Origin of the sequence: Alloalcanivorax marinus (assembly GCF_016785095.1) — a bacterium.
Taxonomy (GTDB): domain Bacteria; phylum Pseudomonadota; class Gammaproteobacteria; order Pseudomonadales; family Alcanivoracaceae; genus Alloalcanivorax; species Alloalcanivorax marinus_A.
The window spans coordinates 1-24,865 of the sequence record NZ_JAEKJB010000013.1; the positions used below are offsets into that span (position 1 = coordinate 1).

At 64.2% G+C, this 24,865-nt stretch carries 21 protein-coding genes; 8 read left to right on the forward strand and 13 right to left on the reverse strand.

The genetic code is table 11. The features are described 5' to 3' along the window. Positions 1-372: 372 nt before the first annotated feature. From JF515_RS17155 to ilvC, 4 genes are all read right to left on the reverse strand, one after another. Positions 373-972 (reverse strand): sulfite oxidase heme-binding subunit YedZ, encoded by a 600-nt coding sequence (locus tag JF515_RS17155; protein WP_203105686.1) that lies wholly within the window; start codon positions 970-972, stop codon positions 373-375. After that, on the reverse strand, positions 972-1,967 hold the full coding sequence (gene msrP, locus JF515_RS17160; protein WP_203105687.1) for a protein-methionine-sulfoxide reductase catalytic subunit MsrP: 996 nt from the start codon (positions 1,965-1,967) through the stop codon (positions 972-974). The genes JF515_RS17155 and msrP overlap by 1 nt, the downstream gene beginning before the upstream one ends. A 51-nt stretch (positions 1,968-2,018) precedes the next feature. Then, positions 2,019-2,795, reverse strand: a complete 777-nt coding sequence (pssA, locus tag JF515_RS17165; RefSeq protein WP_203105688.1) for a CDP-diacylglycerol--serine O-phosphatidyltransferase — start codon at positions 2,793-2,795, stop codon at positions 2,019-2,021. A gap of 128 nt (positions 2,796-2,923) precedes the next feature. Further along, on the reverse strand, positions 2,924-3,940 hold the full coding sequence (ilvC, locus tag JF515_RS17170) for a ketol-acid reductoisomerase (RefSeq protein ID WP_203105689.1): 1,017 nt from the start codon (positions 3,938-3,940) through the stop codon (positions 2,924-2,926). Between the two features lie 116 nt (positions 3,941-4,056). Between ilvC and ilvY the strand changes: the two genes are divergently transcribed. Further along, on the forward strand, positions 4,057-4,938 hold the full coding sequence (ilvY, locus tag JF515_RS17175) for an HTH-type transcriptional activator IlvY (RefSeq protein WP_203105690.1): 882 nt from the start codon (positions 4,057-4,059) through the stop codon (positions 4,936-4,938). A 156-nt stretch (positions 4,939-5,094) separates the two neighbouring features. On the opposite strand, the gene ilvN is transcribed toward ilvY, so the two are convergent. Together ilvN and JF515_RS17185 are read right to left on the reverse strand one after the other, a co-directional pair. Beyond that, entirely contained in the window at positions 5,095-5,586 is a 492-nt protein-coding gene (ilvN, locus tag JF515_RS17180) for an acetolactate synthase small subunit (protein WP_161385911.1), read from the reverse strand. A 2-nt stretch (positions 5,587-5,588) separates the two neighbouring features. Then, complete coding sequence (locus JF515_RS17185; protein ID WP_203105691.1) at positions 5,589-7,307, reverse strand: acetolactate synthase 3 large subunit; 1,719 nt, start codon at positions 7,305-7,307, stop codon at positions 5,589-5,591. A 419-nt stretch (positions 7,308-7,726) separates the two neighbouring features. On the opposite strand from JF515_RS17185, the gene JF515_RS17190 reads away from it, so the two are divergent. Further along, a complete protein-coding gene (locus tag JF515_RS17190; RefSeq protein WP_203105692.1) occupies positions 7,727-8,191 on the forward strand; it encodes a DUF4124 domain-containing protein in 465 nt (154 codons plus the stop codon). Further along, positions 8,188-9,321, forward strand: coding sequence for a sterol desaturase family protein (locus JF515_RS17195; protein ID WP_203105693.1), 1,134 nt, complete (start codon positions 8,188-8,190; stop codon positions 9,319-9,321). The genes JF515_RS17190 and JF515_RS17195 overlap by 4 nt, the downstream gene beginning before the upstream one ends. A 114-nt stretch (positions 9,322-9,435) precedes the next feature. Here the strand turns inward: JF515_RS17195 and clpB are convergent, their stop codons facing one another. The 3 genes from clpB to rluD form a co-directional block, all read right to left on the reverse strand. Then, positions 9,436-12,024 (reverse strand): ATP-dependent chaperone ClpB, encoded by a 2,589-nt coding sequence (gene clpB, locus JF515_RS17200; RefSeq protein WP_203105694.1) that lies wholly within the window; start codon positions 12,022-12,024, stop codon positions 9,436-9,438. Positions 12,025-12,170: 146 nt separating this feature from the next. Beyond that, complete coding sequence (pgeF, locus tag JF515_RS17205) at positions 12,171-12,920, reverse strand: peptidoglycan editing factor PgeF (protein ID WP_203105695.1); 750 nt, start codon at positions 12,918-12,920, stop codon at positions 12,171-12,173. Beyond that, complete coding sequence (rluD, locus tag JF515_RS17210) at positions 12,917-13,888, reverse strand: 23S rRNA pseudouridine(1911/1915/1917) synthase RluD (protein ID WP_203105696.1); 972 nt, start codon at positions 13,886-13,888, stop codon at positions 12,917-12,919. Before rluD ends, pgeF begins: the two co-directional genes overlap by 4 nt. Before the next feature lie 57 nt (positions 13,889-13,945). Between rluD and JF515_RS17215 the strand changes: the two genes are divergently transcribed. Beyond that, on the forward strand, positions 13,946-14,764 hold the full coding sequence (locus tag JF515_RS17215) for an outer membrane protein assembly factor BamD (protein ID WP_203105697.1): 819 nt from the start codon (positions 13,946-13,948) through the stop codon (positions 14,762-14,764). A 110-nt stretch (positions 14,765-14,874) separates the two neighbouring features. Here JF515_RS17215 and JF515_RS17220 read toward each other — a convergent pair whose 3' ends face one another. Continuing rightward, entirely contained in the window at positions 14,875-16,500 is a 1,626-nt protein-coding gene (locus JF515_RS17220; RefSeq protein ID WP_203105698.1) for an NAD+ synthase, read from the reverse strand. A 77-nt stretch (positions 16,501-16,577) separates the two neighbouring features. Here JF515_RS17220 and JF515_RS17225 point away from each other — a divergent pair, with 77 nt between their 5' ends. Genes JF515_RS17225 through JF515_RS17235 form a run of 3 tightly spaced genes read left to right on the forward strand, consistent with a single transcriptional unit; the run spans position 16,578 to position 19,754 of the window. Further along, a complete protein-coding gene (locus JF515_RS17225) occupies positions 16,578-16,832 on the forward strand; it encodes a PP0621 family protein (protein ID WP_203105699.1) in 255 nt (84 codons plus the stop codon). Beyond that, on the forward strand, positions 16,822-18,372 hold the full coding sequence (locus tag JF515_RS17230; RefSeq protein ID WP_203105700.1) for a sensor histidine kinase: 1,551 nt from the start codon (positions 16,822-16,824) through the stop codon (positions 18,370-18,372). The genes JF515_RS17225 and JF515_RS17230 overlap by 11 nt, the downstream gene beginning before the upstream one ends. Positions 18,373-18,374: 2 nt before the next feature. Then, complete coding sequence (locus JF515_RS17235; protein WP_203105701.1) at positions 18,375-19,754, forward strand: sigma-54-dependent transcriptional regulator; 1,380 nt, start codon at positions 18,375-18,377, stop codon at positions 19,752-19,754. Here JF515_RS17235 and JF515_RS17240 read toward each other — a convergent pair. After that, positions 19,727-20,806 carry an NAD(P)/FAD-dependent oxidoreductase gene (locus tag JF515_RS17240; RefSeq protein ID WP_203105702.1) on the reverse strand — a complete coding sequence of 360 codons (1,080 nt, stop codon included), beginning with the start codon at positions 20,804-20,806 and terminating at the stop codon, positions 19,727-19,729. The two genes, JF515_RS17235 and JF515_RS17240, sit on opposite strands and share 28 nt — an antisense overlap. Before the next feature lie 153 nt (positions 20,807-20,959). Between JF515_RS17240 and JF515_RS17245 the strand changes: the two genes are divergently transcribed. Beyond that, on the forward strand, positions 20,960-21,469 hold the full coding sequence (locus tag JF515_RS17245) for a pilus assembly FimT family protein (protein ID WP_203105703.1): 510 nt from the start codon (positions 20,960-20,962) through the stop codon (positions 21,467-21,469). Here JF515_RS17245 and JF515_RS17250 read toward each other — a convergent pair whose 3' ends face one another. Then, a complete protein-coding gene (locus JF515_RS17250; RefSeq protein ID WP_203105704.1) occupies positions 21,470-21,898 on the reverse strand; it encodes a type IV pilin protein in 429 nt (142 codons plus the stop codon). Next, complete coding sequence (locus JF515_RS17255; RefSeq protein ID WP_203105705.1) at positions 21,895-24,858, reverse strand: pilus assembly protein; 2,964 nt, start codon at positions 24,856-24,858, stop codon at positions 21,895-21,897. The genes JF515_RS17250 and JF515_RS17255 overlap by 4 nt, the downstream gene beginning before the upstream one ends. Positions 24,859-24,865: the final 7 nt, after the last annotated feature.

Genomic DNA, 24,865 nt, shown 5'->3' on the forward strand with positions numbered 1-24,865 from the left:
GGCCTGCCGCCAGCGTTCAATCTGAGCCATGATCAAACTCTTCAGTTCGATTAAGTCTTTAAAGTGCCTTCGCACTTAAAGCATGCTCAGCTCGAAACAAATTCAACTAGGTTGACTTGTTCAAAGCCGATATCTTTTAGACACCTACTTCGAACAGGTCCCACACGTTTGCTTGCCTGATTGTTAAAGAGCGTTTGGAAGCGCTTGGCTTCCCGACCGGGGCGTTTGCCGCTTGGCTGTGCCCGCCGTCGTTGTGGGTGCGCATTCTAGGGATTTGCGGAGAACCGTCAACACTTTTTTTCCAATGGATTCATCAAACGGTCAGAACTTGATCATAGCGCCCAAAAAAGCGGCTTTCCGGGCGCAAACCGCTCATTTTCCAGGCAAAAACCGTCCTCGCAACCGGTAGCCGATGAGGATGGCGGCCACCGTCAAAAACGCCAGGGTCTCCCCGAAGCCGGATTTCTGCACCCAGAACTGATGGATCAGGGCCAACGGCAGCGCCACGAAGATCAAACGGTGCAGTTTCACCCAGCGCTTGCCAAGCCGCCGACGGGACTTGCGGGTGCTGGTCAGCGCCAAGGGCCACAGCAACAGCCAGGCGGCGGCACCGGCGATAATGTAGGGGCGCTTGCTCAACTCGGTGGCCAACCGGCCCGGGTCCCAGCCCAGGATCAGGGTCGCCCATGCAAGAAAGTGCAAGCTGGCGTAGATGAACATCCACAGCCCGAAGGTACGCCGCCAGATCACCAAGGCGGGGATATCGAACACCCGCGCCGCCGGGCGCATGGTCAGGCACACCAGCAACAGCACCAGCGCCCACCAACCCAGCGCATTGACCAGCGCCGCCACCGGGTCCGGGCCGCTGGCGCCGGTGAGTCCTTCGTAGAGCACCCAGGCCAGGGGCAACGCGCCCAGGGGCCAGGCGATCCAGGTCCAGGCCTTGGGATTGTGGGTCCTGCCCGCCGCCATCAGTAGTTCTTTCTCAGGTCCATGCCCTTGTACAGGCCCGCCACCTGGTCATAGCCGTTGAACAGTTCCGTGGGCCGCCAGTTGGGGTTGAACAGGGAGTTGGGCAGGCGCCGCTCCCGGGACTGGGACCAGCGCGGATGGTCCACTTCGGGGTTCACATTGGCGTAGAAACCGTACTCCCTGGGCGCCAGCAGGTTCCAGGTGGTTTCCGGGCGTTTCTCGGTGAACTCGATGCGCACGATCGACTTGATCGACTTAAAGCCGTACTTCCAGGGCACCACCAACCGCATCGGCGCGCCATTCTGATTGGGGAGAGTACGCCCATACAGGCCGATGGCCATCAGCGTCAGGGGATGCATGGCCTCATCCAGGCGCAGTCCTTCCCGGTAGGGGAAGTCTATGCCCGTGAACGGCGAGTCCACACCGGGCATCCGCTTGCGGTCGGCCAGGGTGGTAAAGGCCACGTAGCGAGCCTTGCTGGTGGGCTGGAGAGCCTTGAGCAGCGCCGCCATAGGAATACCCACCCAGGGAATCACCATGGACCAGGCCTCCACGCAGCGCAGCCGGTAGATGCGCTCCTCCACCGGCAACCCCTTAATCAGGTCCTCCAGATCAAAGGTGCCGGTACGCTCGGCGGCGCCGGCGACGGTGACCCGCCAGGGATCGACCTTCATGGCGCCGGCGTGGGCGACCGGGTCGTCCTTGCCGGTGCCGAACTCGTAGAAGTTGTTGTAGTGGGTGACGTCGTCGAAGGGGGTAAGCTTCTCGTCGGTGCGCGGCTCGCCGGCCTTGGCGCCGGCCACCTGCTGGCGTAACCAGGCCGGCCGCGAGCCGTCCTCGGCGGCCGGGTCCACGGTGCGCGCCCAGGACGGGGTGGCGGCGAACAAGCCGGCCAGCCCGCCCAGAATCATCAGCTCACGGCGCTTGAGATAGACGGACTCCGGGGTGATTTCGGAGCTTTTCGGCTCATTTCTGTGGCGTTTTCGAATCAGCACGGCTCGATCTCCTGTTCGGCTACTCCGTTAGAGAGGCGAACCGCGCCTTTGTTACACCGGTTTCTTGCGCAGCCGCCAGAGGTTCAACAACAGCCCGGTGACCACGTACACCACGGCCACGGTCAGCAGCACCAGCGGCGGGTCCAGAAACACGATGGCGAACGCCACGATCACGCCCAGCAACACCTTGAACGGCACCCGCCCGATGTGAAATTCCTTGAACGAGTGGTAACGCACCGAGGACACCATCAGCAGACCCGCGCCGGCCACCGTGAAGGCTACCAGCCAGGAGATGTCGTTTCCGTCAACGCCGCGACTGGCGCCCAGCCACACCAGGGTGGCCACCAGGCCGGCGCCGGTGGGGCTGGGCAGGCCGATGAAGAAACGCTTGTCGGTGGTTTCCGCCTGCACGTTGAAACGAGCCAGACGCAGAGCGGCGCAGGCCAGATAGATAAAGGCCGCCATCCAACCAAACTTGCCGAGCTCGGAGAGCCCCCAGGAGTACGCCACCAGCCCCGGCGCCACACCAAAGGCCACGCAGTCCGAAAGCGAGTCGTATTCCGCTCCGAACTTGCTCTGGGTGTTGGTCAGACGGGCCACGCCGCCGTCCATGCCATCCAGGATGCCGGCAACGATGATGCCCACGGCGGCGGCCTCGAACAGACCGTTCATGGCCGCCACGATGGCGTAGAACCCGGCGAACAGGGCGCCGGTGGTAAACAGGTTGGGCAGCAGATAGACCCCCTTGTGACGGGCGCCGGTGCGTTCCGCCTCTACTACCTCGAAGGTCTCCGTGCCGTGTTCCTTTTGCTCTTGCTGATCGGCCATGGTGCCTCGCCATTGTTGCGGTCCGGCCTAGTCTATCATCGCCACGGGGGATTTTCGGCCATAAAAAAACGCGCCCCGGAGGGCGCGTTTCCGTCGGTCGGAACCACCGGCCGAAGCCGGGGACGGCCTCAGTTCTTGGACTTGTCCACGATCTGGTTGGCCTGGATCCAGGGCATCATGCCACGCAGCTTCTCACCCACCTGCTCGATGGGGTGCTCGGCATTCTGACGACGACGAGCGGTCATGCTCGGGTAGTTGAGGCCGCCCTCGTTGATGAACATTTTCGCGTATTCGCCGGTCTGGATGCGCTTGAGCGCATTGCGCATGGCTTCGCGGGACTGCTCGTTGATGATCTCCTGGCCGGTGGTGTATTCACCATACTCGGCGTTGTTGGAGATTGAGTAGTTCATGTTGGCGATGCCGCCTTCGTACATCAGGTCGACGATCAGCTTCAGCTCATGGAGGCACTCGAAGTAAGCCATCTCCGGCGCGTAACCGGCTTCCACCAGGGTCTCGAAACCGGCTTTAACCAGCTCCACGGTACCGCCACACAGCACCGCCTGCTCACCGAACAGGTCGGTTTCGGTTTCATCCTTGAAGGTGGTTTCGATGATGCCGGTGCGGCCGCCGCCGATGCCACAGGCGTAGGACAGCGCCAGGTCCTTGGCCTGACCGGAGGCGTCCTGGAAGATGGCGATCAGGTCGGGGATGCCGCCACCACGGGTGAACTCGGTGCGCACGGTATGGCCCGGCGCCTTGGGCGCCACCATGATCACGTCCAGGTCCTTGCGCGGCACGATCTGGTTGTAGTGGATGCAGAAGCCGTGAGCAAAGGCCAGGGTGGCGCCCTGCTTCAGGTTGGGCTCGATTTCATTCTGGTAGATGGCGGCCTGGTTCTCGTCCGGGGCCAGTACCATCACCACGTCGGCGGCCTTGACCGCTTCCGGCACGCTTTTCACGGTGAGGCCGGCGCCTTCCGCCTTGGCCGCGGAGGAGGAACCTTCACGCAGTGCCACCACGACGTCGACACCGGATTCCTTCAGGTTGTTGGCGTGGGCGTGGCCCTGGGAACCGTAGCCGATGATGGCCACTTTCTTGCCCTGGATGAGGGAAAGGTCACAATCCTTATCGTAGTAGACTTGCATGGTGTTGCCCCGAATCTTGGTTAAGGTCAGCGAGAAAGGCCTACACCTTAGGCCATGCCTCGCGTTGCGTAAAATGATATATTCGCAACACAGTATGCCGACTGGCGAAACACTCCATGGACACCCGCTCCCTGCGTCTTTTTCTCGCTCTGGCGGAAACCCTGCATTTCGGGCGCGCCGGCGACCGCTGCCACATGAGCCCCTCGGCGGTGAGCCGCACCATCCGGCAACTGGAAAACGAACTGGGCGCCGCCCTCTTCCTGCGTGACAACCGCAGCGTCAGCCTCACCCGGGAGGGCCGCCGCTTCCAGCAATACGCCCGGGAGACCCTGGCCCAGTGGGACGGCCTGCGCCATTCCATGCAGGAGAGCAGCCGGGTGCTGCAGGGGGAACTGAGCCTGTATTGCTCGGTGACCGCCAGCTACAGCTTCCTCTACGACATCCTCAGCCGCTTCCGTAACGACTACCCGGGCATCGAGATCAAGCTGCACACCGGCGACCCGGCCCATGCCATGGACCGGGTGATGACCGGCCGCGAGGACATCGCCATCGGCGCCCGCCCGGACACCCTGCCCCGGGCCGTGGCCTTCCGGCCTATCCTGCGCTCCCCGTTGCTGTTCATTGCTCCCACCGACCAGCCGGAACTGGCCACCGCCCTGGCCGGCCCGGCCCGTGCCGAGGCCTGGCGGGAGGTGCCCATGATCCTCTCCGAGGAAGGGTTGTCCCGCCAGCGCCTGGATCAGTGGTTCCGGACCCTGGGCATCCCGCCACGCATTTATGCCCAGGTGAGCGGTAACGAGGCCATCGTCAGCATGGTGAGCCTGGGCTTCGGGGTCGGCGTGGCGCCGCGCATCGTGCTCGACAACAGCCCCCTGGCGGACCGCACCCGGCCCCTGGACGTGACCCCGGCCCTGGCGGATTACGAGGTGGGCCTGTTCACCCGCGAGAAGCGCCTCGCCGACCCGGTGATCCAGGCGTTCTGGTCGCAGTTGCGGTGACGCTCGCGGCCGCGCGGCAGGGGGCGACATCCGTCGCGATCAACGCCGGTGCCTTCTTCATCGCGACTGAAGCCGCTCCTACAAGGCGAGACATAAAAGAGGCATGAAAAAAGCCGCCCCGGGGGGCGGCTCTTCAGGGTGCCGGGCGAAAAAGGCTCAGAGGCTGAGCACTTTCTCGCCGCGTGAGATGCCGGAGACGCCGGAGCGCACCACTTCCAGCACCTGGGTTTCGCCGATGGCGTTGATGAAGGCTTCCAGCTTGTCCGTGGTGCCGGTGAGCTGGACCGTGTACACGGTGCTGGTCACGTCCACGATCTGGCCGCGGAAAATATCCACGGTGCGCTTCACCTCGGCGCGCTGGGCGCCGGTGGCCTTGACCTTCATGAGCATGATCTCGCGCTCAATATGGGCCCCTTCGGTCAGGTCCACCAGCTTGACCACCTCGATAAGCTTGTTGAGGTGTTTGGTGATCTGCTCGATCTTCTTGTCATCGCCGGTGGTGGTCATGGTCAGGCGCGACAGGGTCTCATCCTCGGTGGGGGCCACCGTGAGGGTTTCGATGTTGTAGCCGCGCTGGGAGAACAGACCCACTACCCGGGACAGGGCCCCCGGCTCGTTTTCCATGAGAATAGAAATAATACGTCGCATCATCAGGTCCGCTCCGTCTTGCTCAGCCACATATCACGCATGGAACCGTCGGCGATGTGCATCGGGTAGACGTGCTCGGTGGGGTCCACGTAGATATCCATGAATACCAGACGGTCCTTCAGCGCGAACGCTTCTTCCATGGCGCCGTCCAGGTCCTCGAATTTTTCCACCTTCATGCCCACGTGGCCGTAGGACTCGGCCAGCTTGACGAAGTCCGGCAGGGATTCCATGTAGGACTGGCTGTGGCGGCCGCCGTACTGCATGTCCTGCCATTGGCGCACCATGCCCAGGGCCTGGTTGTTGATGTTGATGATCTTGATCGGCAGCCCGTACTGCAGGCAGGTGGACAGCTCCTGGATGTTCATCTGGATCGAGCCTTCACCGGTGACACAGGCCACCACCGCTTCCGGGTGGGCGAACTGCACGCCCATGGCCGCCGGCAGACCGAAACCCATGGTGCCCAGACCGCCGGAGTTGATCCACTGGCGTGGCCGGTCGTACAGGTAATACTGGGCGGCGAACATCTGGTGCTGGCCGACGTCGGAGGACACATAGGCCTCGCCGTTGGTGGCCTTGTAGAGCGCCTGAACCACTTGCTGGGGCTTCATCGGGCCCTGCTCGTTGGTCTCGAAGCGCATGCCGTGCACCTTGCGCCAGCCCTCGATTTCCTGCCACCAGCGGTCCACGCTCTTATGGTCCGGCTCACCGCTCTCCTCAAGCATGGTGAGCATTTCCTCCAGCACCTGTTTAACCGGCCCGACGATGGGAATATGCGCCGCCACGTTCTTGGAGATGCTGGCCGGGTCGATGTCGATGTGGATGATCTTGGCGCCCGGGCAGAACTTCTTGGCGTCGTTGGTGACACGGTCGTCCAGGCGCGCGCCGGCGGCCAGGATCACGTCCGCGTTGTGCATCGACATGTTGGCTTCATAGGTGCCATGCATGCCGAGCATGCCCAGGAACTGCTTGTCGGTGCCCGGGAAGGCGCCCAGCCCCATCAGCGTGTTGGTGACCGGGAAGTTAAGCTTGCGGGCCACGGCGGTGAGCGCCTCGCTGGCGTCCCCCTGAACCACGCCGCCGCCAGAATAGATCACTGGCCGCTTGGCCTTGAGCAGCTCGTCCACGGCCTTGCGAATCTGGCCGGAGTGGCCACGGGTGACCGGCGCGTAGGAGCGCATCTTCACCTTCTTGGGGTACTCATAGGGGAAGGTGTTGTGCGGGGCCGTGTGGTCCTTGGGAATATCCACCAGTACCGGGCCGGGACGGCCGGTGCTGGCGATGTAGAACGCCTTCTTGATCATCTCCGGGATCTGACGCGGATCACGGACCATGAAGCTGTGCTTCACGATCGGCCGGGACAGGCCGACCATGTCGGTTTCCTGGAAGGCGTCATCGCCAATCCAGTCGGAACGAACCTGGCCAGACAGCACCACCATGGGAATGGAGTCCATGAAGGCGGTGGCGATACCGGTGATGGCGTTGGTGGCGCCGGGGCCGGAAGTCACCAGCACCACGCCGGGCTTGCCGGTGGAGCGGGCGTAGCCGTCGGCGGCGTGGGTCGCGGCCTGCTCGTGGCGCACCAGAATATGATTGACCTTGTCCTGCTGGAACAGCGCGTCGTAGATGTGCAGTACAGCGCCTCCGGGGTACCCGAAGATGTACTCCACTCCCTCATCCTGCAGTGCGCGGACCACCATTTCCGCGCCGGATAACATTTCCACGTTGATTACCTCGAATCACAAAATAGCATTCACTCCGCCGACCAGCGGCGGAACGGGAGTGTGTTGCAAAACCTGCGGGAAGAGCGCCTTGCTTGGGCGCCCCGGGTCCGCGTGGAGGTGGCCGACGGCGGACACAGGTCAGGGAAGCTCGGAGGGGAGCGCACATCCACGCCCGGATCCTCCAGAGAATCCACCAGCGGGACATACGTGCAGTATTGGCTGCTTTAGGACGACGCGGTAACGCCGCCCCGGGTCCCGGCCACACAAGCACCGGTAAGTGCCTGCGGGTTCCGATCTCCGGAAAGGGCTTAATATTGTCAGAAATGCGGGCGTTTTCAAACCCCTCAAAGCCCCTTTGGTTGCACAATACAGGCCGCCGGGGGCATTCTGATCCGGCCACTGAAGGGGGAAAGCAGACCATGACAAGAGTTCGCCGAGCACTCCTCGCCGGCGCCGTGCTGGCCCTGGCCATGCCGGCCCTGGGTGCCAAGTTCTATAAATGGGTGGATGACGATGGCGTCACCCACTACGACACCAAGCCGCCGGCCGGCCAGACCGCCAGCGAGGAGGTGCGCACCCGCCACTCCGCCAGCTCCGATCAGGATCAGGCGGTCAAGCGCCTCGAGGAGCGCCGGGCCGCCGAGGCCCAGGCCGCGCAACGCCGGGAGGAAGAACGCCGGGTACGGGAGAATCCGGACCAGGTCAGCGAGGAGCGTTGCGCCAGGCATCGCCAGAACCTGGAGGTTCTGCTCAACAAGCCGATCGTGCGGGCCAAGAACCCGGAAACCGGCGAGATGGAAGTGATCGACCAGGCTCGCCGCGAACAAATGCTGGAGGAAGCCCGCGCCGCCATTGAGTTTTGCGAGGCGCGGTCGAAGCGATGAGCGATTATTTGCGCGAGCGCTTCGAGGACGTGGATCTGACACCCGGCCAGGGCCGTATCAGCGCCACGATTTCCATCGGCCTGGGTCTGCTCGCCGTACTGGCCGGTTTCTGCTTCCTCTATCCGGAGCTTTTCACCACCCCGGAATTCCGCGGTTTCTACAATGCGACGGTGCTGCGCGGCGTGCTGTTCGCCGGTATCGCCGTGGCGTTCGTGGCCGGCTTCATCAGCGTGTTCCGGCACGCGGACCGGCGCTACGGGCTGGCCGGGATGGTGCTGGCCTGCATGGCGGCGCTGCTCGGGTCCGGGCGGCTGGATGTGCCGCCGGTGGACGGGCGCAGCCTGTATGCCGGCTTCGATTATTTCATTCTCACCCTGCTGGTGCTGGGGCTGGTGTTCATCCCGCTGGAGCGCATCTACCCCAAGGATCGGGATCAGCGGGTGCTGCGCCGGGGATGGATCACCGACATGAAGTATTTCCTGTTCAGCCACGTGGGCGTGCAGCTGATCAGCTTCTTCACGGTGATTCCGATCCAGGTGTTCCTGCACGACCATGTGCATCGCGGGTTTCAGCAATGGGTAGCGGCGCAGCCGTTATGGCTGCAGTTCCTGGAGTTGCTGGTGGTGGTGGACCTGGCCAGTTACTGGATTCACCGGGCTTTCCATGAGGTGCCCTGGTTGTGGAAATTCCACGCCGTGCACCACTCCAGCGAACGGCTGGACTGGATGGCCTCATCGCGGCTGCATCTGGTGGAGATTGTCGCCAACCGGTTCGCCGGCTATCTGCCGATCTTCGTGCTCGGGTTCGCGCCGTCGGCGGTGTACGCCTATCTGGTGTTCATTTCCTTCCATGCCATCTTTATTCACGCCAATGTACGCTTCCGCTTCCCGGTGGTGCGCTGGCTGATCGCCACGCCGGAGTTTCACCACTGGCACCATTCCTCGGAGGACGAGGCGGTGGACAAGAATTACGCCGCCTTCCTGCCGATCTACGACAAGCTGTTCGGCACTCTGTTCATGCCCGATCGGCTGGCGGCCCGCTACGGCACCCGGGCCAGCACGCAAGTACCGGAAGGCGTGGTGCGGCAGTTTTCATTCCCGTTCCGCCGCGACAAAACGCCCCGCCCCTGATCGCCACTTGTTGTGTAGGAGCGACCGGGCGGCGTTCCTACGAACCGGTCAGGGTGCGATCAATAAAGAAGGGCCGGATAATCCGGCCCTTCTTTTGTCCCCGGGGTGATGACCTCAGCCCTTGGCGAAGGTCAGCTTGTCGTCGGCCACGTCCACCCGGATGGTGTCGCCCTGGCCGAATTCGCCCTTGAGCAACGCCTGGGCCAGCGGGTTTTCCAACTGTGACTGGATCGCCCGTTTCAGCGGCCGCGCGCCGTAAACCGGATCGAAGCCCGCTTCCACCAGCTTGTCCAGGGCTGCCTCGGAAAGCTCCAGACCCATTTCCCGCTCGGCCAGCCTTTTCCTCAAGTAGTCGAGCTGGATGGCGGCGATGCCCTTGAGCTGCCCCTGGCCAAGCGGATGGAACACCACCGTCTCGTCCACCCGGTTGATGAACTCCGGACGGAAATGGGTGCCGACCACCTCCATGACCGCGTCCTTCATGGCCTGGTAGTCATTGTCTCCGGCCAGGCGCTGGATCAGATCCGAGCCCAGGTTGGAGGTCATCACCACCACCGTGTTGCGGAAGTCCACGGTGCGGCCCTGGCCATCGGTGAGACGGCCGTCCTCCAGCACCTGCAGCAGCACGTTGAACACGTCCGGATGGGCTTTCTCCACCTCATCGAGCAGCAGCACGGAGTACGGTTTGCGGCGTACCGCCTCGGTCAGATAACCGCCCTCCTCGTAGCCGACGTAGCCCGGGGGCGCGCCGATCAACCGGGCCACGGAGTGCTTCTCCATGAACTCGGACATGTCGATGCGCACCATGGCCTCCTCGGTGTCGAACAGGAAGCCGGCCAGCGCCTTGCACAGCTCGGTCTTGCCCACGCCGGTGGGGCCCAGGAACAGGAAGCTGCCGTTGGGCCGATTGGGGTCGGCGAGGCCGGCGCGGGAGCGGCGCACGGCATTGGCCACCGCGGTCACCGCCTCGTCCTGGCCGATTACCCGCTGGTGCAGGGCCTCTTCCATGCGCAGCAGCTTGTCGCGCTCGCCTTCCAGCATCTTGGACACTGGAATACCGGTCCACTTGGAGACCACCTCGGCCACTTCCTCGTCGCTGACCTTGTTGCGCAGCAGCTTGGTTTCCACCGGGCCGGCCGCTTCCTCGCGCTCCTGAGCCTGCTTGACCTTCTGCTCCAGATCCGGGATCACCCCGTACTGCAACTCGGACATGCGGTTCAGATCGCCGGCGCGGCGCGCCTGCTCCATGTCCACCCGGGCCTGCTCCAGTTCCGCCTTGTACTGCTGGGCGCCCTGCAGGGCGGCCTTCTCGGCGTTCCAGATTTCCTCCAGATCAGCGTATTCCTTCTCCAGCTCGGCAATGTCTTCCTCGAGCTTGTCGAGCCGCTTCTTACTGGCTTCGTCGGATTCCTTGCGCAGCGCCTCGCGCTCCATCTTGAGCTGAATCAGACGCCGGTCCAGACGATCCATTTCCTCGGGCTTGGAGTCGATCTCCATGCGAATACGGCTGGCGGCCTCGTCGATCAGGTCGATGGCCTTGTCCGGCAATTGCCGGTCGGTGATGTAACGGTGGCTCAGCTTGGCGGCGGCGATAATGGCGCCGTCGGTGATGTCCACGCCATGATGCACCTCGTAGCGCTCCTTCAGGCCGCGCAGGATGGCGATGGTGTCCTCCACCGTGGGCTCGTCCACCAGCACTTTCTGGAAGCGCCGCTCCAGAGCCGCGTCCTTCTCGATATGCTGCCGGTATTCGTCCAGGGTGGTGGCGCCCACGCAGTGCAGCTCACCCCGGGCCAGGGCCGGCTTGAGCATATTGCCGGCGTCCATGGCGCCGTCCGCCTTGCCGGCGCCGACCATGGTATGCAGCTCATCGATAAACAGGATGATGCGGCCTTCCTGCTTGGACAGCTCATTGAGCACCGCCTTCAGTCGCTCCTCGAATTCACCCCGGTACTTGGCGCCGGCGATCAGAGCCGCCATGTCCAGCGACAGCACGCGCTTGTCCTTGAGGCCTTCCGGCACCTCGCCATTGACGATGCGCTGGGCCAGCCCCTCGACGATGGCGGTCTTGCCGACGCCCGGCTCGCCGATCAGCACCGGGTTGTTCTTGGTGCGCCGCTGCAGCACCTGGATGGTCCGGCGGATCTCGTCGTCACGACCGATCACCGGGTCCAGCTTGCCGCTTTCCGCTCGCTCGGTGAGGTCGGTGGTGTATTTTTTCAGCGCTTCCATCTTGTCCTCGGCATTGGGGTCGTTGACCGCCTCGCCGCCACGGACCTCCTGGATTTTTTCCGCCAGCACCTGTTTCCTGACGCCGGCGTTCTTCATCAATTTTCCGATCTCGCCGCCATCATCACAGGCCGCCAGCAGCACCGCCTCCGTGGAGATGTACTGATCTCCACGCTGCTGGGCCTCGCGGTCGGCCAGATTGAACAGCCTGGCCAGGTTCTGCGACAGCTGCACGTCGCCGGTGAACTGGCCCACGGTGGGCAGCTTGTCCAGGGCCATCTTCAAGGCGGTGACCACATCCGCCGGGTTGGCGCCGGCCTTTTCCAGCAACGGCGCGGCCACCCCGCCCTGCTGCTGCATCAACGCCAAAAGCAGGTGCACCGGCTCGATGGCATTGTGGCTCTGGCCCACGGCCAGGGACTGGGCTTCGCCAATCGCTTCCTGAAGTCGGGAAGTCAGTTTGTCCATTCTCATGAAACGTCTCTCCTTTCGCGCGCCATGGCGGCCCCGTCAGCGGCGACCGGCGCATGGCCGTCTGTTCAAAAACTGAACTTAAAATGCGGTCTTACGTGAAGGTTTCAAGAGGCGGGACAGCGGATATTGATCGACGTCAAGAGCGATCAGGCCGGCGCCAGCCAGATCAGGCTGGCGAAGCGACCGGTCTGCCCTTCGGCGCGATAGGAATAGAAATGATCCGGGTCGGAGGCGGTGCAATGCTCCCCGCCCGACACGTCCTCCACGCCGGCGGCGTTGAGAGCCAGGGTGGCGGCATAGGCCAGGGAAAAGCGCCAGTGCCCGGGCTGGCTGTCGCGGCGGAACGCGCCCCAGTACTCGGCACCCAGGTCGATAAAGGCGCGGTGCACGTCCTCGCCCACCTGATAGGCCTGCTCGGAGATCGCCGGCCCCAGCCAGGCCGAAAGCGGCTCGCCGTCCGGCGCCAGGGTGGCCACGGCACGGCCCAGGATGCCGGCGTGCAAACCGCGCCATCCGGCGTGCACCGCCGCCACGGCGCCGCCATCGGCACGCGCCAGCAGCACCGGCAGGCAGTCGGCGGTGAGTACCACGCAGGGCCAGCCGGCTTCACTGGTCCAGACGCCGTCGGCGCGCACATCCGTCTCGCCGGCACGAATCACCCGATCACCGTGGACCTGCTGTAACCAGGCCGGAGGATGGTCGGTGCCCAGCAACTTGTGCACATGGCGGCGGGCTTGCTCCACCCGATCCGCCTCGTCACCACAGTTCATGCCCAGGTTGAAGCCGTGCCAGGGCGGCGGCGAATGGCGGCCAAGACGCGTGGTCACCACGGCGCGAACGCGGGGGTGAGGATGCCATTCCGGGCGCAGCCACTGATTGATGTCAGGCAGCGTCATGGTGCCTCCCGGTCCGCCTCCAGGGCCTGGATCAATGCCTGGTAGTCCGCCGGCAACGGGGACTCGAATTCCATGTATTCGCCGCTCGCCGGGTGCACCAGCCCCAGTTTGCGGGCATGCAGGGCCTGGCGTGGGAAGCGCCGCAGGGCCTCGCGCAGCTCCTCACTGGCGCCGGCGGGCAGCTTGAGACGGCCACCGTAAAGCGGGTCGCCCACCAGCGGGTAGCGGCGGTACGCCAGATGCACGCGGATCTGGTGGGTGCGGCCGGTTTCCAGGCGCACCTGCACCCGGGTGTGCGCCCGGTAGCGGTCCAGCACCCGGTAGTGGGTCACCGCGTTCTTGCCGCCGTGCTCCAGCACCGCCTGGCGTTTCCGGTCCACCGGATGGCGCCCCATGGGCGCGTCCACGGTGCCGCCGCCGGTCATCACTCCCACGGCCACCGCCTCGTATTCCCGGTACAGGCTCTTGTCCTGGAGCTGGGCCACCAGGCCGGTGTGCGCTTCCACGGAACGGGCCACTACCATCAGACCGGTGGTATCCCGGTCCAGGCGGTGGACGATGCCCGCCCTGGGCAGGCTGGAAAGGCGCTCATCCAGGTGCAGGAGTCCGTTGAGCAGGGTGCCGTCTGCATGACCCGCGGCCGGGTGCACCACCAGCCCGGCGGGCTTGTCGATGACGATCAGGTCCTCGTCCTGGTAGACCACCGGCAGTTCGATGGCCTGGGGCTGGTCGTCGATCTCCGGTTCCAGCTCCACCGCCAGGGTCAGGGCCTCGCCGCCAAGCAGCTTGTCCTTGGGCCGCGCGACGCGTCCGTCGACGGTAAGCGCGCCTTCCTTGATCCAGTTTTGCAGCCGCGATCGGGAGAAGCCGTCGAACAGTTCGGCGGCGGCCTGATCCAGCCTTGACCCGGCGTACTGATCGCCCACCTCCTCGGTGCGCTGAATTTTCTCGCCGCCAAGATGTCCCATAGTCCGACCTGTGATTACAATAGGCGCTCCATTGTACCCCGTCGTACCGAGGAAAAAATGCCGAGACTGATTTGGCCCCTGCTGGCCGCCCTGCTGCTGAGCGCCTGCGCCAGCAAGCCGGAGGAAAGCCCGGAACGCACCGAGGCGGCCCAATACCGCGAGGCCCAGGACGCCATGGACTCCAACAACTACCTGACGGCCATCGACCGGCTCAAGGAACTGGAGGCCCGCTTCCCCTATGGCCGCTACGCGGAGCAGGCCCAGCTGGACCTGATTTACGCCCACTTCCGCTCCCAGGAATACCCGGAAACCGTGGTCGCCGCCCAGCGCTTCATGCGCAGCTATCCGGCCCATCCGCGCCTGGATTACGCGCTGTACATGCGCGGGCTGGCCAATTTCTACATGGAACGGGGCTTCTTCGATTCCTTCATGAGCACCGACAAGTCCTCCCGGGACCTGGGCTCCGCCCGGGACGCCTTCGAGGATTTCGAGCGGCTGGTGACGCGCTTCCCGGACAGCGAATACGCCCCGGATGCCCGTTCACGCATGGTGTTCATCCGCAATGAGATGGCCCGCCACGAGCTTCACGCCGCCCGTTACTATGCCCGACGCGGCGCCTACATCGCCGCCATCAACCGGGCCCAGTACGTGGTGCAGCACTATCAGCGCACGCCGATGGTGCCGGAAGCCCTGGCGATCATGGTGGAAGGCTATGAGCGGCTGGACCGGCCGGAGTTGGCCGACAAAAGCCGCCGCGCCCTGGCCGAGAGCTGGCCGGACAGTGAGTACCTGGACGATGACGGCCAGGTCAATCTGGCCTGGTGGCCCAGCGAGCACAAGGGTCTGCTGAGCCTGCTGACCTTCGATCTGCTCTGAACCCTTTCGCGGCTAAAGCCGCCCCTACGGCGCGCGGCTGAAGCCGCTCCTACGTCGAATCCACCGGCCGTAGGAGCGACCGGGTGGCGTTCCGCTTCAGTCGCGATGCCTCAATCCCCGGGCCGCCAGCCGTTGGTGATCGGGTAACGCCGGTCCTTGCCGAACGCCCGACGACTGACCCGGGGCCCCACCGCCGCCTGCCGGCGCTTGTACTCGTTGCGGTCGGTGAGCTTCACCACCCGGTACACGGTGTCCCGGTCGAAGCCGTCGCGGATCACCGCCTCGGCGCTCATGTCCTGCTCCACGTAGCGCTCCAGAATGGCATCCAGCTCGTCGTAACCGGGCAGTGAGTCGGCGTCCACCTGGTCCGGCGCCAGTTCCGCCGACGGCGGCCGGGTGATCACCCGTTCGGGGATAATCTCGGTGCCCGCCTGCTGATTGCGCCAGCGGGCAATACGGTAGACCGAGGTCTTGAACACATCCTTGAGCACTGAAAAGCCGCCGGCCATGTCGCCGTAAAGGGTGGCGTAACCCACCGCCATCTCGCTCTTGTTGCCGGTGGTGAGCACCACCGAGCCATTCTTGTTCGACAACGCCATCAACAGCACACCCCGGCAGCGGGCCTGCAGGTTCTCTTCGGCGGTGTCGGTGGGCAGGCCGGCGAAGGCATCATCAAGGATTTCCATGAAGCCGTTGAACGCCGACTCGATGGGAAGCACCCGGTAGTGAACCCGCAGGGTACGCGCCTGCCGCTCGGCGTCCTCGATGCTCATTTGGGCGGTGTAGCGGAAGGGCATCATCACCGCTTCCACCCGCTCCGGTCCCAGGGCATCCACCGCCACCGCCAGGGTGAGCGCCGAATCGATGCCACCGGACAGCCCCAGCAGGGCGCCTTTGAAGCCGTTCTTGTTGACGTAATCCCGGGTCGCCAGCACCAGGGCGCGGTACAGGCTCTCGTCGCCTTCCGGCGCCGGCAGCATCTCACCGTGAACGCGCGGCACGCCGCCGTCCTGATCCAGGTCCAGGGGCACCAGCCCCTCCTCGAAGCTGGCCCCCTGCACGCGCCGCTCGCCGTTGGCGTCCACGGCGAACGAGGCACCGTCGAACACCAGTTCGTCCTGGCCGCCCACCAGATTGCAGTAGAATACCGGCAGACCGGTTTCCCGGGCGCGGGCGGCGACCTGCTCGTAGCGTTCGTCGAGCTTGCCGAGCCGGAACGGCGAGGCATTCAGATTAATCAGGCAGGTGGCGCCGGCTTCGGCGGCGGACGCCGCCGGGCCCTGGAACCAGATGTCCTCGCAGATGGTCAGGCCCAGCTTCTCACCGCCCAGTTCAAAGACACAGGGCTGATCCCCTGCCTGGAAATAGCGCTTCTCGTCGAACACCCGGTAATTGGGCAGGCAGCGTTTGAAGTACTCATGGCGGGGCCGGCTCTCACCGGGGAACAGAACCCCGGCGGCATTGCGGCGAATACCGTTGCGCACCGCCGGATAACCGAGCACCACCGGCACCGGAATCTCCGCGCCAATGGCGGCCAGTGCCTCATCGATACGGGTGTTGAGGCTCGGACGCAGCAGCAGATCCTCCGGCGGATAGCCGGTGAGCATCAGTTCCGGGAACATCACCAGTTCAGCGCCCAGCAGGTTGCGGGCTTCGCGGGTGGCCGCCACCACCGCGCCGGCGTTGCCTTCGATGTCCCCCACCAGCGGGTTACGCTGGGCCATTACGAGTCGCATAGTACCGCCTTTTCTCCGTGGAGCGGTGATTGTACTCTGTAGCCGCCTGACCTTGCACAGGCGTCTGGGAGAACCTTATGGGGTTGATTCGGCTGCTTATTCTGGCGGCACTGGTGTACCTGGTGTGGCGTTTCGCCAAACGCCTGCTGGCCGCCACCAACGGCGGTGACGACCAACGTCCGGCGCGCTCCGCGGAGCCGCGCGGCGAAACCATGATCCGCTGCCAGCAGTGCGGTCTCCATGTGCCCGAGCGGGAAGCATTCAAGCACCGGGGCCTGGGTTTTTGTTCCCAGGAGCACCAGCGCCAGTATCTGGAACACCATGAGCCCTAGCTGGACGCCGGCGCGCATTTATAATCTTTACCGCATCGTCATCGCCACGGTGCTACTGGCCTCGTTCTATCTGAGCGACCGCACGGTGATCGGTCAGTATCTGCCGGTCCTGTTCGAAGCCACCGTGATCGGCTACCTGATACTCACCCTGCTGTCCTCGCTGATGGACTACGCGCGGCCCGCGCGCAAGCCCGCCTGGGCCCAGCCGGTGGCCCTGGTGATCGATGTGCTGGTGCTGGGATTGGTGGTGCATGCCAACGGCGGCCTGGAAGGCGGCCTGGCGGTGCTGCTGCTGGTCAACGTGGCCGGCGGCAACATCCTGCTGCGCGGCCGGCTGGGCTTCCTGATCGCGGCCCTGGCCACGCTGACGGTGATGTTCGAGCAATTCTACTTCGCCATCCAGACCAGCGACGGAGCCCCGTTCCAACTGACCGAAGCCGGCCTGCTGGGCATCGCCTTCTTCATGGTATCGCTGATCATCCAGCAGATCGCCGAGCGCCTGGAGCGCAGCGAAGGCATCGCGGCCCGCCAACGGGTGGCGATCCAGCGCCTGGAGGCGCTCAACCAGCAGATCGTGGCGCGCATGCGGACCGGGGTAATGGTGTTTGATGAAGTCCAACGGGTGCTGCAGTCCAACCCGTCGGCGGATGCCTTCTTCGGTATCGTCATGGCCGGCCAGCACCTTCCCGAATCGCTGAGGGAACGCTACCACCACTGGCAGGCGGCGCCCCACATAGCGCCGGCGCCGTTCCGTCCCTCCCGCCAATCGCCGGAAGTGAGCGCCCGCTTCGCGGCCATGGACACCGGCCACGAGAACCTCACCCTGGTGTTCCTGGAAGACACCGCCCACATCGCCCAGGAGGCCCAGCAACTCAACCTGGCCTCCCTGGGGCGGCTCTCGGCCACCCTGGCCCACGAAATCCGCAACCCGCTGAGCGCCATTAGCCACGCCACCGAGTTGCTTGGCGAGGCGGACGCATCCCCCGAGGACGCGCGCCTTCTGAGCATCATTCGCAAGCACGTGCAACGGGTGAACGGCATCATCAGCGATGTGCTTGATCTGTCCCGCCGTCCGCGTGGCCAGGCGGCCCGTTTTTCCCTGGCCGAGGCCCTCGGCGACATCGTTGCCGGCTGGCATCAACGCGGCCCGGGCTTTGAGCGTCTGATGCTGGCCCCAGGCGACACCGAGGTGGCGGTGCGCTTCGACCGCAACCAGTTCGTCCAGGTCCTGGACAACCTGATCGGCAATGCCTTTCAACACGGCGGCGACGCGCTTTCCGTGACCCTGGCCTACGGCGTGCATCCTCGTACCGGCCTGCCCTGGGTCACGATCACCGACGACGGCCCCGGCGTGCCCGAAGAGGCCCGCGCCCATTTGTTCGAGCCGTTCTATACCACCAGCGATCAGGGCAACGGCCTGGGACTGTATGTGTGCCGCCAGTTGTGCCAGGCCAATCAGGCCACCCTCGACCATGAGGACGCCCAACCGGGCGCCCGCTTTGTGATAACCTGTGCGCACCCGGATCGGCAGTTTCAATAACCATGAAAGAGAATACGCCTCGCGTTTTGGTAGTGGATGACGAAGCCGACCTGCGGGAACTGCTCGTCATTACCCTTGGACGCATGAAGCTCGATGCCACCGCGGCGGCGTCGCTGGAGGAAGGCCGGCGACTGCTGGACGGCGGGACTTTTGATTTGTGCCTCACCGACATGAACCTCGGTGACGGCACCGGTCTTGATCTGATTCGTCATGCCGCCGCCCGCGCCCCGGACATGCCAGTGGCGGTGATCACCGCCTACGGCAACATGGAAGTGGCCACCGAGGCCATGAAGCTGGGCGCCTACGACTTCATCGCCAAGCCGGTGGCCCTGGACCGCCTGCGCCAACTGATCGAGGACGGCCTGGGCATCAGCCGGGCCGAGCCGGCCGCCGAGGGCGGTGGCGAGGAGGACGGCCTGATCGGTCGGGGCCCGGCCATGCAGCGCCTCAAGCAACAGATTCGCAAGCTGGCGCGCAGCCAGGCGCCGATCTACATCAGCGGCGAATCCGGCAGCGGCAAGGAACGGGTGGCGCGGCTGATCCATGCCCTGGGCCCGCGCCGTGAGAAACCCATCGTGGCCGTGAACTGCGGCGCGATCCCTTCGGAATTGATGGAAAGCGAGTTCTTCGGCCACCGCAAGGGCAGCTTCACCGGCGCCGTGGAGGACCGCAAGGGTCTGTTCCGGGAAGCTGACGGCGGCACCCTGTTCCTCGACGAGGTCGCCGACCTGCCCCTGCACATGCAGGTGAAACTGCTGCGCGCGATCCAGGAAAAGACCATCCGTCCGGTGGGTGAATCCCGCGAATTCGACGTCAACCTGCGCATCCTCTGCGCCACCCATCGCAATCTCGGCGAAGAGATGACCGCCGGCCGCTTCCGCCAGGACCTCTACTACCGGCTCAACGTGATCGAGGCCCATGTGCCGCCGCTGCGGGAACGGCCCGAGGATATTCCCGCCCTGGTGGAGCACATTCTGCTGCGTCTCGGCCAGGCCTGGGAAACCGCCCCTCCCGAGGTGGGCGACGGCGCCATGGCGGCGCTGCGCCAATACACCTTCCCCGGCAACGTTCGCGAGCTGGAAAACATTCTTGAGCGCGCCATGACCCTGTGCGACGGGCCGCGCATCGAGCCGGACCACCTGCACCTGCCAAGCGCCGAACCGGCCCCACAGATCGCCGGAGACCCCGGCGGGCGGCACCCCCAGCTACCGCTGGAGGACTATCTGCAGGAAATCGAGAAACAGGAAATTCTGCGCGCGCTGGACGCCACTCACTGGAACCGCACCGCCGCCGCCAAGAAGCTGGGCATGACGTTCCGTTCCCTGCGCTACCGCCTCAAGAAGCTGGAGCTGGATCAGGAAGAGGACGGCCCCAGCGAGTAATCCGCCGGGTCCAGGAACGGCGTTTCGCCGTTCATCAACTGCACCAGGAATTCCGCACTGGCCGGCGCCGACACCAACCCATTGCGGTGATGGCCCACGGCGGCGAACACGCCGTGGGTGCCGGGTACTTCCCCCAGATAGGGCCAGTCCCGGCCGCAACCGGGCCGCACCCCCGCCCAATGGTGCTCGGGGGGCAGATCCGCCAACGCCGGCAGGATCGAGGCCGCCATGGCCTCCAGGCGGCGTCGCCCCTCCTCCGTGGGTTCGGTGGACGCGTCGCCTTCCTTCAGGGTTGAACCGGCCAGCACGGCGCCATCGGCACGGGGAATCAGATAGCCGTTTTCCGTCAGCACGATGGACGGCACCTGCCCTGGCGCCAGCCGATACAACAGCATCTCGCCCTTGGCCGGGAAGAGCGGCACCGACACCCCCAAGGGGGCCAGCAGCGACGGACTCCAGGCCCCGGCGCTGATCAGCACCGACGGCGCGGCCAGGCGCTCACCGCCGGCCAGCACCACGGTGGCGCCCCGCCCCTCTGGTTCCACGGCCACCGCCCGATCCTCCACGCGCCGGACGCCCTGGTCCGCCAGCCGCGCCCGCAGCGCCTTGAGAAGACGCGGGTTACGGATGTTGCCCACCTCCGGAAACCAGACGCCGTCGCGATCCTCCGCGGCTGGCCACGCAGCGGCCAGGGCACGCGGCTCGCAGCGCTGGCGCCAGTCCCGAGCCCAATCCAGAGCGCTCTCGCGCTCCGCCCCGGTGGCTTCCACCCAGAGGCCGCTGTCGCACAGATCGTCGTGCCGCAATCCGGCGTAGCCGGCCAGCCTGGACACCAGCTCCCGGTAGCGGGCCGGACCATCGGCGGTGAGACGGTTCATTGCATCGGGATAGCGCCACGCGAACAGCGGCGCGAGGATGCCGCCGCCGGCCCAGGACGCCGGGGGATGGGACGCCGGTGCATCCACCAACGTCACCCGCCGGCCACGATCAGTGTGCGACAACGCCGACAACAATCCGACGATTCCACCACCGATGATGAGTACATCAGCCATAGCATTCCGAGGGTTCTGGATGACAGGAAGGCCAGCAAAGGTAACACAGAGCAACGCCCCTCGGGGACGTAAACTGAAACCGGATATGGATAACCACCGGGATCTTGCCCCGGATCAAAGCGATGGCGCCGACCGGCGCCCCAGGAGGATGACATGGACGTCACGGGTACGCCGCCGAGAGGTTTTACCCTGGTGGAAAGCCTCACCGCCCTGGCGGTGGCGGTGATTCTGCTCAGCGCCGGGCATTACGTCAGCCGTGATCTGCTGCCCCGGCAGCGGGTGGTGGCCGCCAGCAACCAGGTGCTGGGCCTGATTCAACGCGCCCGCGCCCGAGCCTTCACCCATGGGCCAACACTATTGTGTGATGGTAACAGCCAATGTGATCGTTTCGACGTCACCGACCACCTTGTGGTTGCCGGCGACGCCGACGGCGATGGCCGCATCCGCCCGGCGGATGTGGTGGAACAACTCAAACTGCCCGCCGGCACCACCCTGGAATGGCGGCGCTTTCGCGGCCAGGCGCTACGCTATGGCCGGCTCGGCAACCTGTACTACCAGAACGGACACTTCCTGATCTGCAATCAGGGGCAGGCGCGGCGCATCGTCATGACGGTCATGGGCACTGCCCGCATCGAACCGGACGCAGGCAGCCGCTGCCCCTGATCAATCACCCCAGGAAGCGGAAGAGCCCAGGGTACAAGTGCCGCCCTTGACGAAGCAGGTACGGCCTTCGCTGTCCAGGCGCAACTGACCATCACCGCTCTGCGGCCCCTTGGGGTTGGCGGTGATCTCGTAGCGCTGATTGTTATTGGTCACGGAGATACTCACCGTGTAGTAATCGTTGCTGTTCAACTCCGGCGACAGATTACCCAGGTTGCTGTCCGCGTCCTTGTAGGAAAAGCGTCGCGCCCGGTAATTCTCCAGGGACGCCGCCAGATCCATCAGTTTGCCCTGATACTCGGAGCGGCGGGTTTCGCGCACCTGCTCGGTGTAGGCCGGGTAGGCGATGGCGGCGAGAATCGCCACCACCACCACCACGATCATCAGTTCGATCAGCGTAAAACCGCCCTGCCGTTTTTTCGTCAGGCTCATTGCTCACCCTCCTGGCCCGGCGGGAAGTACTGGTTGGCGTCGTTCTTTTCCATCGGATACCAGCGTTGCTTGCGGAACATGTCGTAGGCAATCTCCTCGCCCCCCAGCACTTCCAGCCCCACATTAAAGACCACCTTGGGATCTCCGCCGCCATCGTCGTCATCGTCGCCGCCGTCTCCGCCGTCTCCGCCATTACCACCGTCGCCACCGCCGTCGATGGAGAGGGGCGTCACGCTGGGGGGAATCGAACCGCCTTCCAACTCCTCACCCTCCCAGGTACTGCCGTCGCCATCACCTCCGGAGGTGGTACCGTCATTGTTGAACGAACGCGCCTCGCCGGTCAGCATGTCGGCTCGGTAAGCGTAGGCGTTGCCGTATCGGACCACACAGGGGTCCGAGTCCTGGTCGGTGTCGGAAGGCTTGTAGGTGGTGAACAACACGCTGCCCTGGAAGATGGTCGGCGAGGACATCACTTTCTCGCCCTCGCGATTGAAATCCACGCGCCAGCCATCGCCGGAGCCATCCAGGCTCGGAGCGTTGACGCCATTGACCACCGGAAGATCACTCGGCGTGATGACATCAGGTTGGGAGACACTTTTGAAGTTACGATCCGCCACCACGAAGAGCCCCTCCTCGGTGTCGGTATCCAAGGGGTGTGCGCGGTAACCGGAGCCCAGCACCACATACAGGGTTTCACTGAGCCCGGTTCGCTGATAACCCACCGCCGGCGCCTCGTAGAAGCGTCGATGGTCGGGGGTGCTGGTCCCCCCGAGCGCGGCCAGCCGCACCACGCCCTCAACCAGATCCGAATTGCCGGTCGCCGTATTGTCCAGGTTCACCCGGAAAATCTGGCCGCCAAGATCACCGAAATATAAATAGTCAGCCAGACCATCGAAGTTCAAATCCACCACCGCGACACCGCCGGGCACCCCCCATTTCATCTCGCTGACCTGGGTGCTGGCGCCATCACTGCCAACCGACCAGAGTCGTTCGCCGGTGAGTGCATCCACCATGTAGACCATGTTGCCCAGGTCATCCTTGATCGGGCGGCTACCGGCGGTGTCGTGACCGTCGGGGTCATAACCACCACCGAACACCAGCACCGGCTTGACCGTGTCCCCCACCCGGACGCGCGTCAGAGTTGGCGTGGACCAGGTCTGCCCGAGCCGGTTGAAACCGCTGTCCGGGTCGGCGGTGCTGGTCTCGTCCGCCCAGCCCCCGCGGATACGCCATTCAAGATGCGGGTTATTGATATCGGAAACATCCAGCGCGTAATAATTGCTGCCGCCACGGCGCATGCCGCCGTAGATATGAACCTCATCGGCATCGCCGTTTTCCTTGGCGGTACGGTAGGCGACCCAGCTTCCATCCAGACCATACAGGCTGCGGATGTTGTCTTCCTTCAGGGGCGGAGAGCGGACCAGATCATAAGCCCGTTTGAGCATTTGATCCGGCATGAACGCGAATTTTTCCTCGCCGGTCTTGGTGTCGATGGCATGCAACATGCCACCGTTGGTGGACACGAAGATGTAATTGACCTGATCATCGGCGTCGCTGCCATCCTGATCCACTTCATAGTTCACCAGCAACGGCACGCTGTGCATCGGGTCCGCCCAAAGCTCCAGCAGAGCCGCGTAGACTTCTTCCTTGGTATCAAAGGCCGGAACCGCATCGTCGGGAATACCGAAATCCGCGGCCTCCATATCCTCCAGCGCGGCCGTGTCCAGCGTATAGGAGCCGTTTCCGTTGGCATTGCCCACGATCAGCTTACGACCGGAAAGCTCCGCCCGGGCACCGCCTTTACGCACATCCGGGCCATCCGGCTCGCCGTCGGTCCAAAAGCTCTTGGCGCTCTCACGTACATAACCGGTTTCCGTATCCAGGGCACTGTTGCCATTGGCATCCACCACGCCACCGCCTTCAAGGCGATAACGTTTCAGGTTACCCGGCCAGACCGAGGTGCTTTCCGGTTTGAACATGGCGTAGTAGAGCTGGTCAAGGTGCTCCAGCCGGTTGTTCTGGTTGACCGATACCCCCGGCGAGGTGATGGTCTGGGAATCCTCGGCGATCAAATTCAGGATGTCGTTGAATTCGGCGGCCAGTTCACTGGCGCTGGCAGCCAGGCGGACATCTTCGGTACCGCCGTTTATCGCCACGTTTCTCATGTTGGTGACCTGCGAGGAACCCGAGCTCACGCCAAAAGCCACCTGCCAGGTGCGCACTGAACGCCCCTTGGAGTTCTTGCTTTCATTCAAAAGCCAGGAGGCGAGATCCCGCTGACAATCATAGGAGCCACTGCAATATTCGCCAGTCAGGTTCCTCACACTGTTCGTATCACTGTCCTGGGTCGGATCACCATCGGTCATTACAATGATGTGATTGGACTCGCACTGGTTCTCCATGTTCATGGGTGACTGGTAGTAATTCTCTGAAGTACACCCATGGTAACTACAGGTAATATTCACGGACAGCCGTGGGTCATTATCGGTCGCCTCGCCGCGTTTGGCATAACCCGTGGGGCTCAACCCCATCATGTATCTCGCCATCTCGGAATAGGCTTCCATGGTCGGCGTGTTCGAGGTACCGGAAAGACTGTTCACCAGGCTCTTCACTTCTTCACGAGCCGGGTCATCCATCTCGCTCACCGGGTAGAAGACATAACCACCGTAGCCATTGCTGTCATAGCCACCGTTGAATTTACCCAGCCCGATACGCACCCCATCGCCGAGGCCATCGACCACCTGAGTGAAGGCGGTTTTCAACTGGCTCATCTTGGTCGGGCTGCCACGCTCCATACTGCCGGAGGTATCCAACAGGAACAGTACGTTGGCGGTTTTCTCGTTCTCGTTGTTGTTCGCATCCACCTGAGCGAAATAGATTTCGGTGTCGTCCGCGTACACCGTGGACGGCGACAGCAGGATGGCGCCCAGCAAAGACAGAAAAAATAAGGTTCTGTTCATGGTTCGC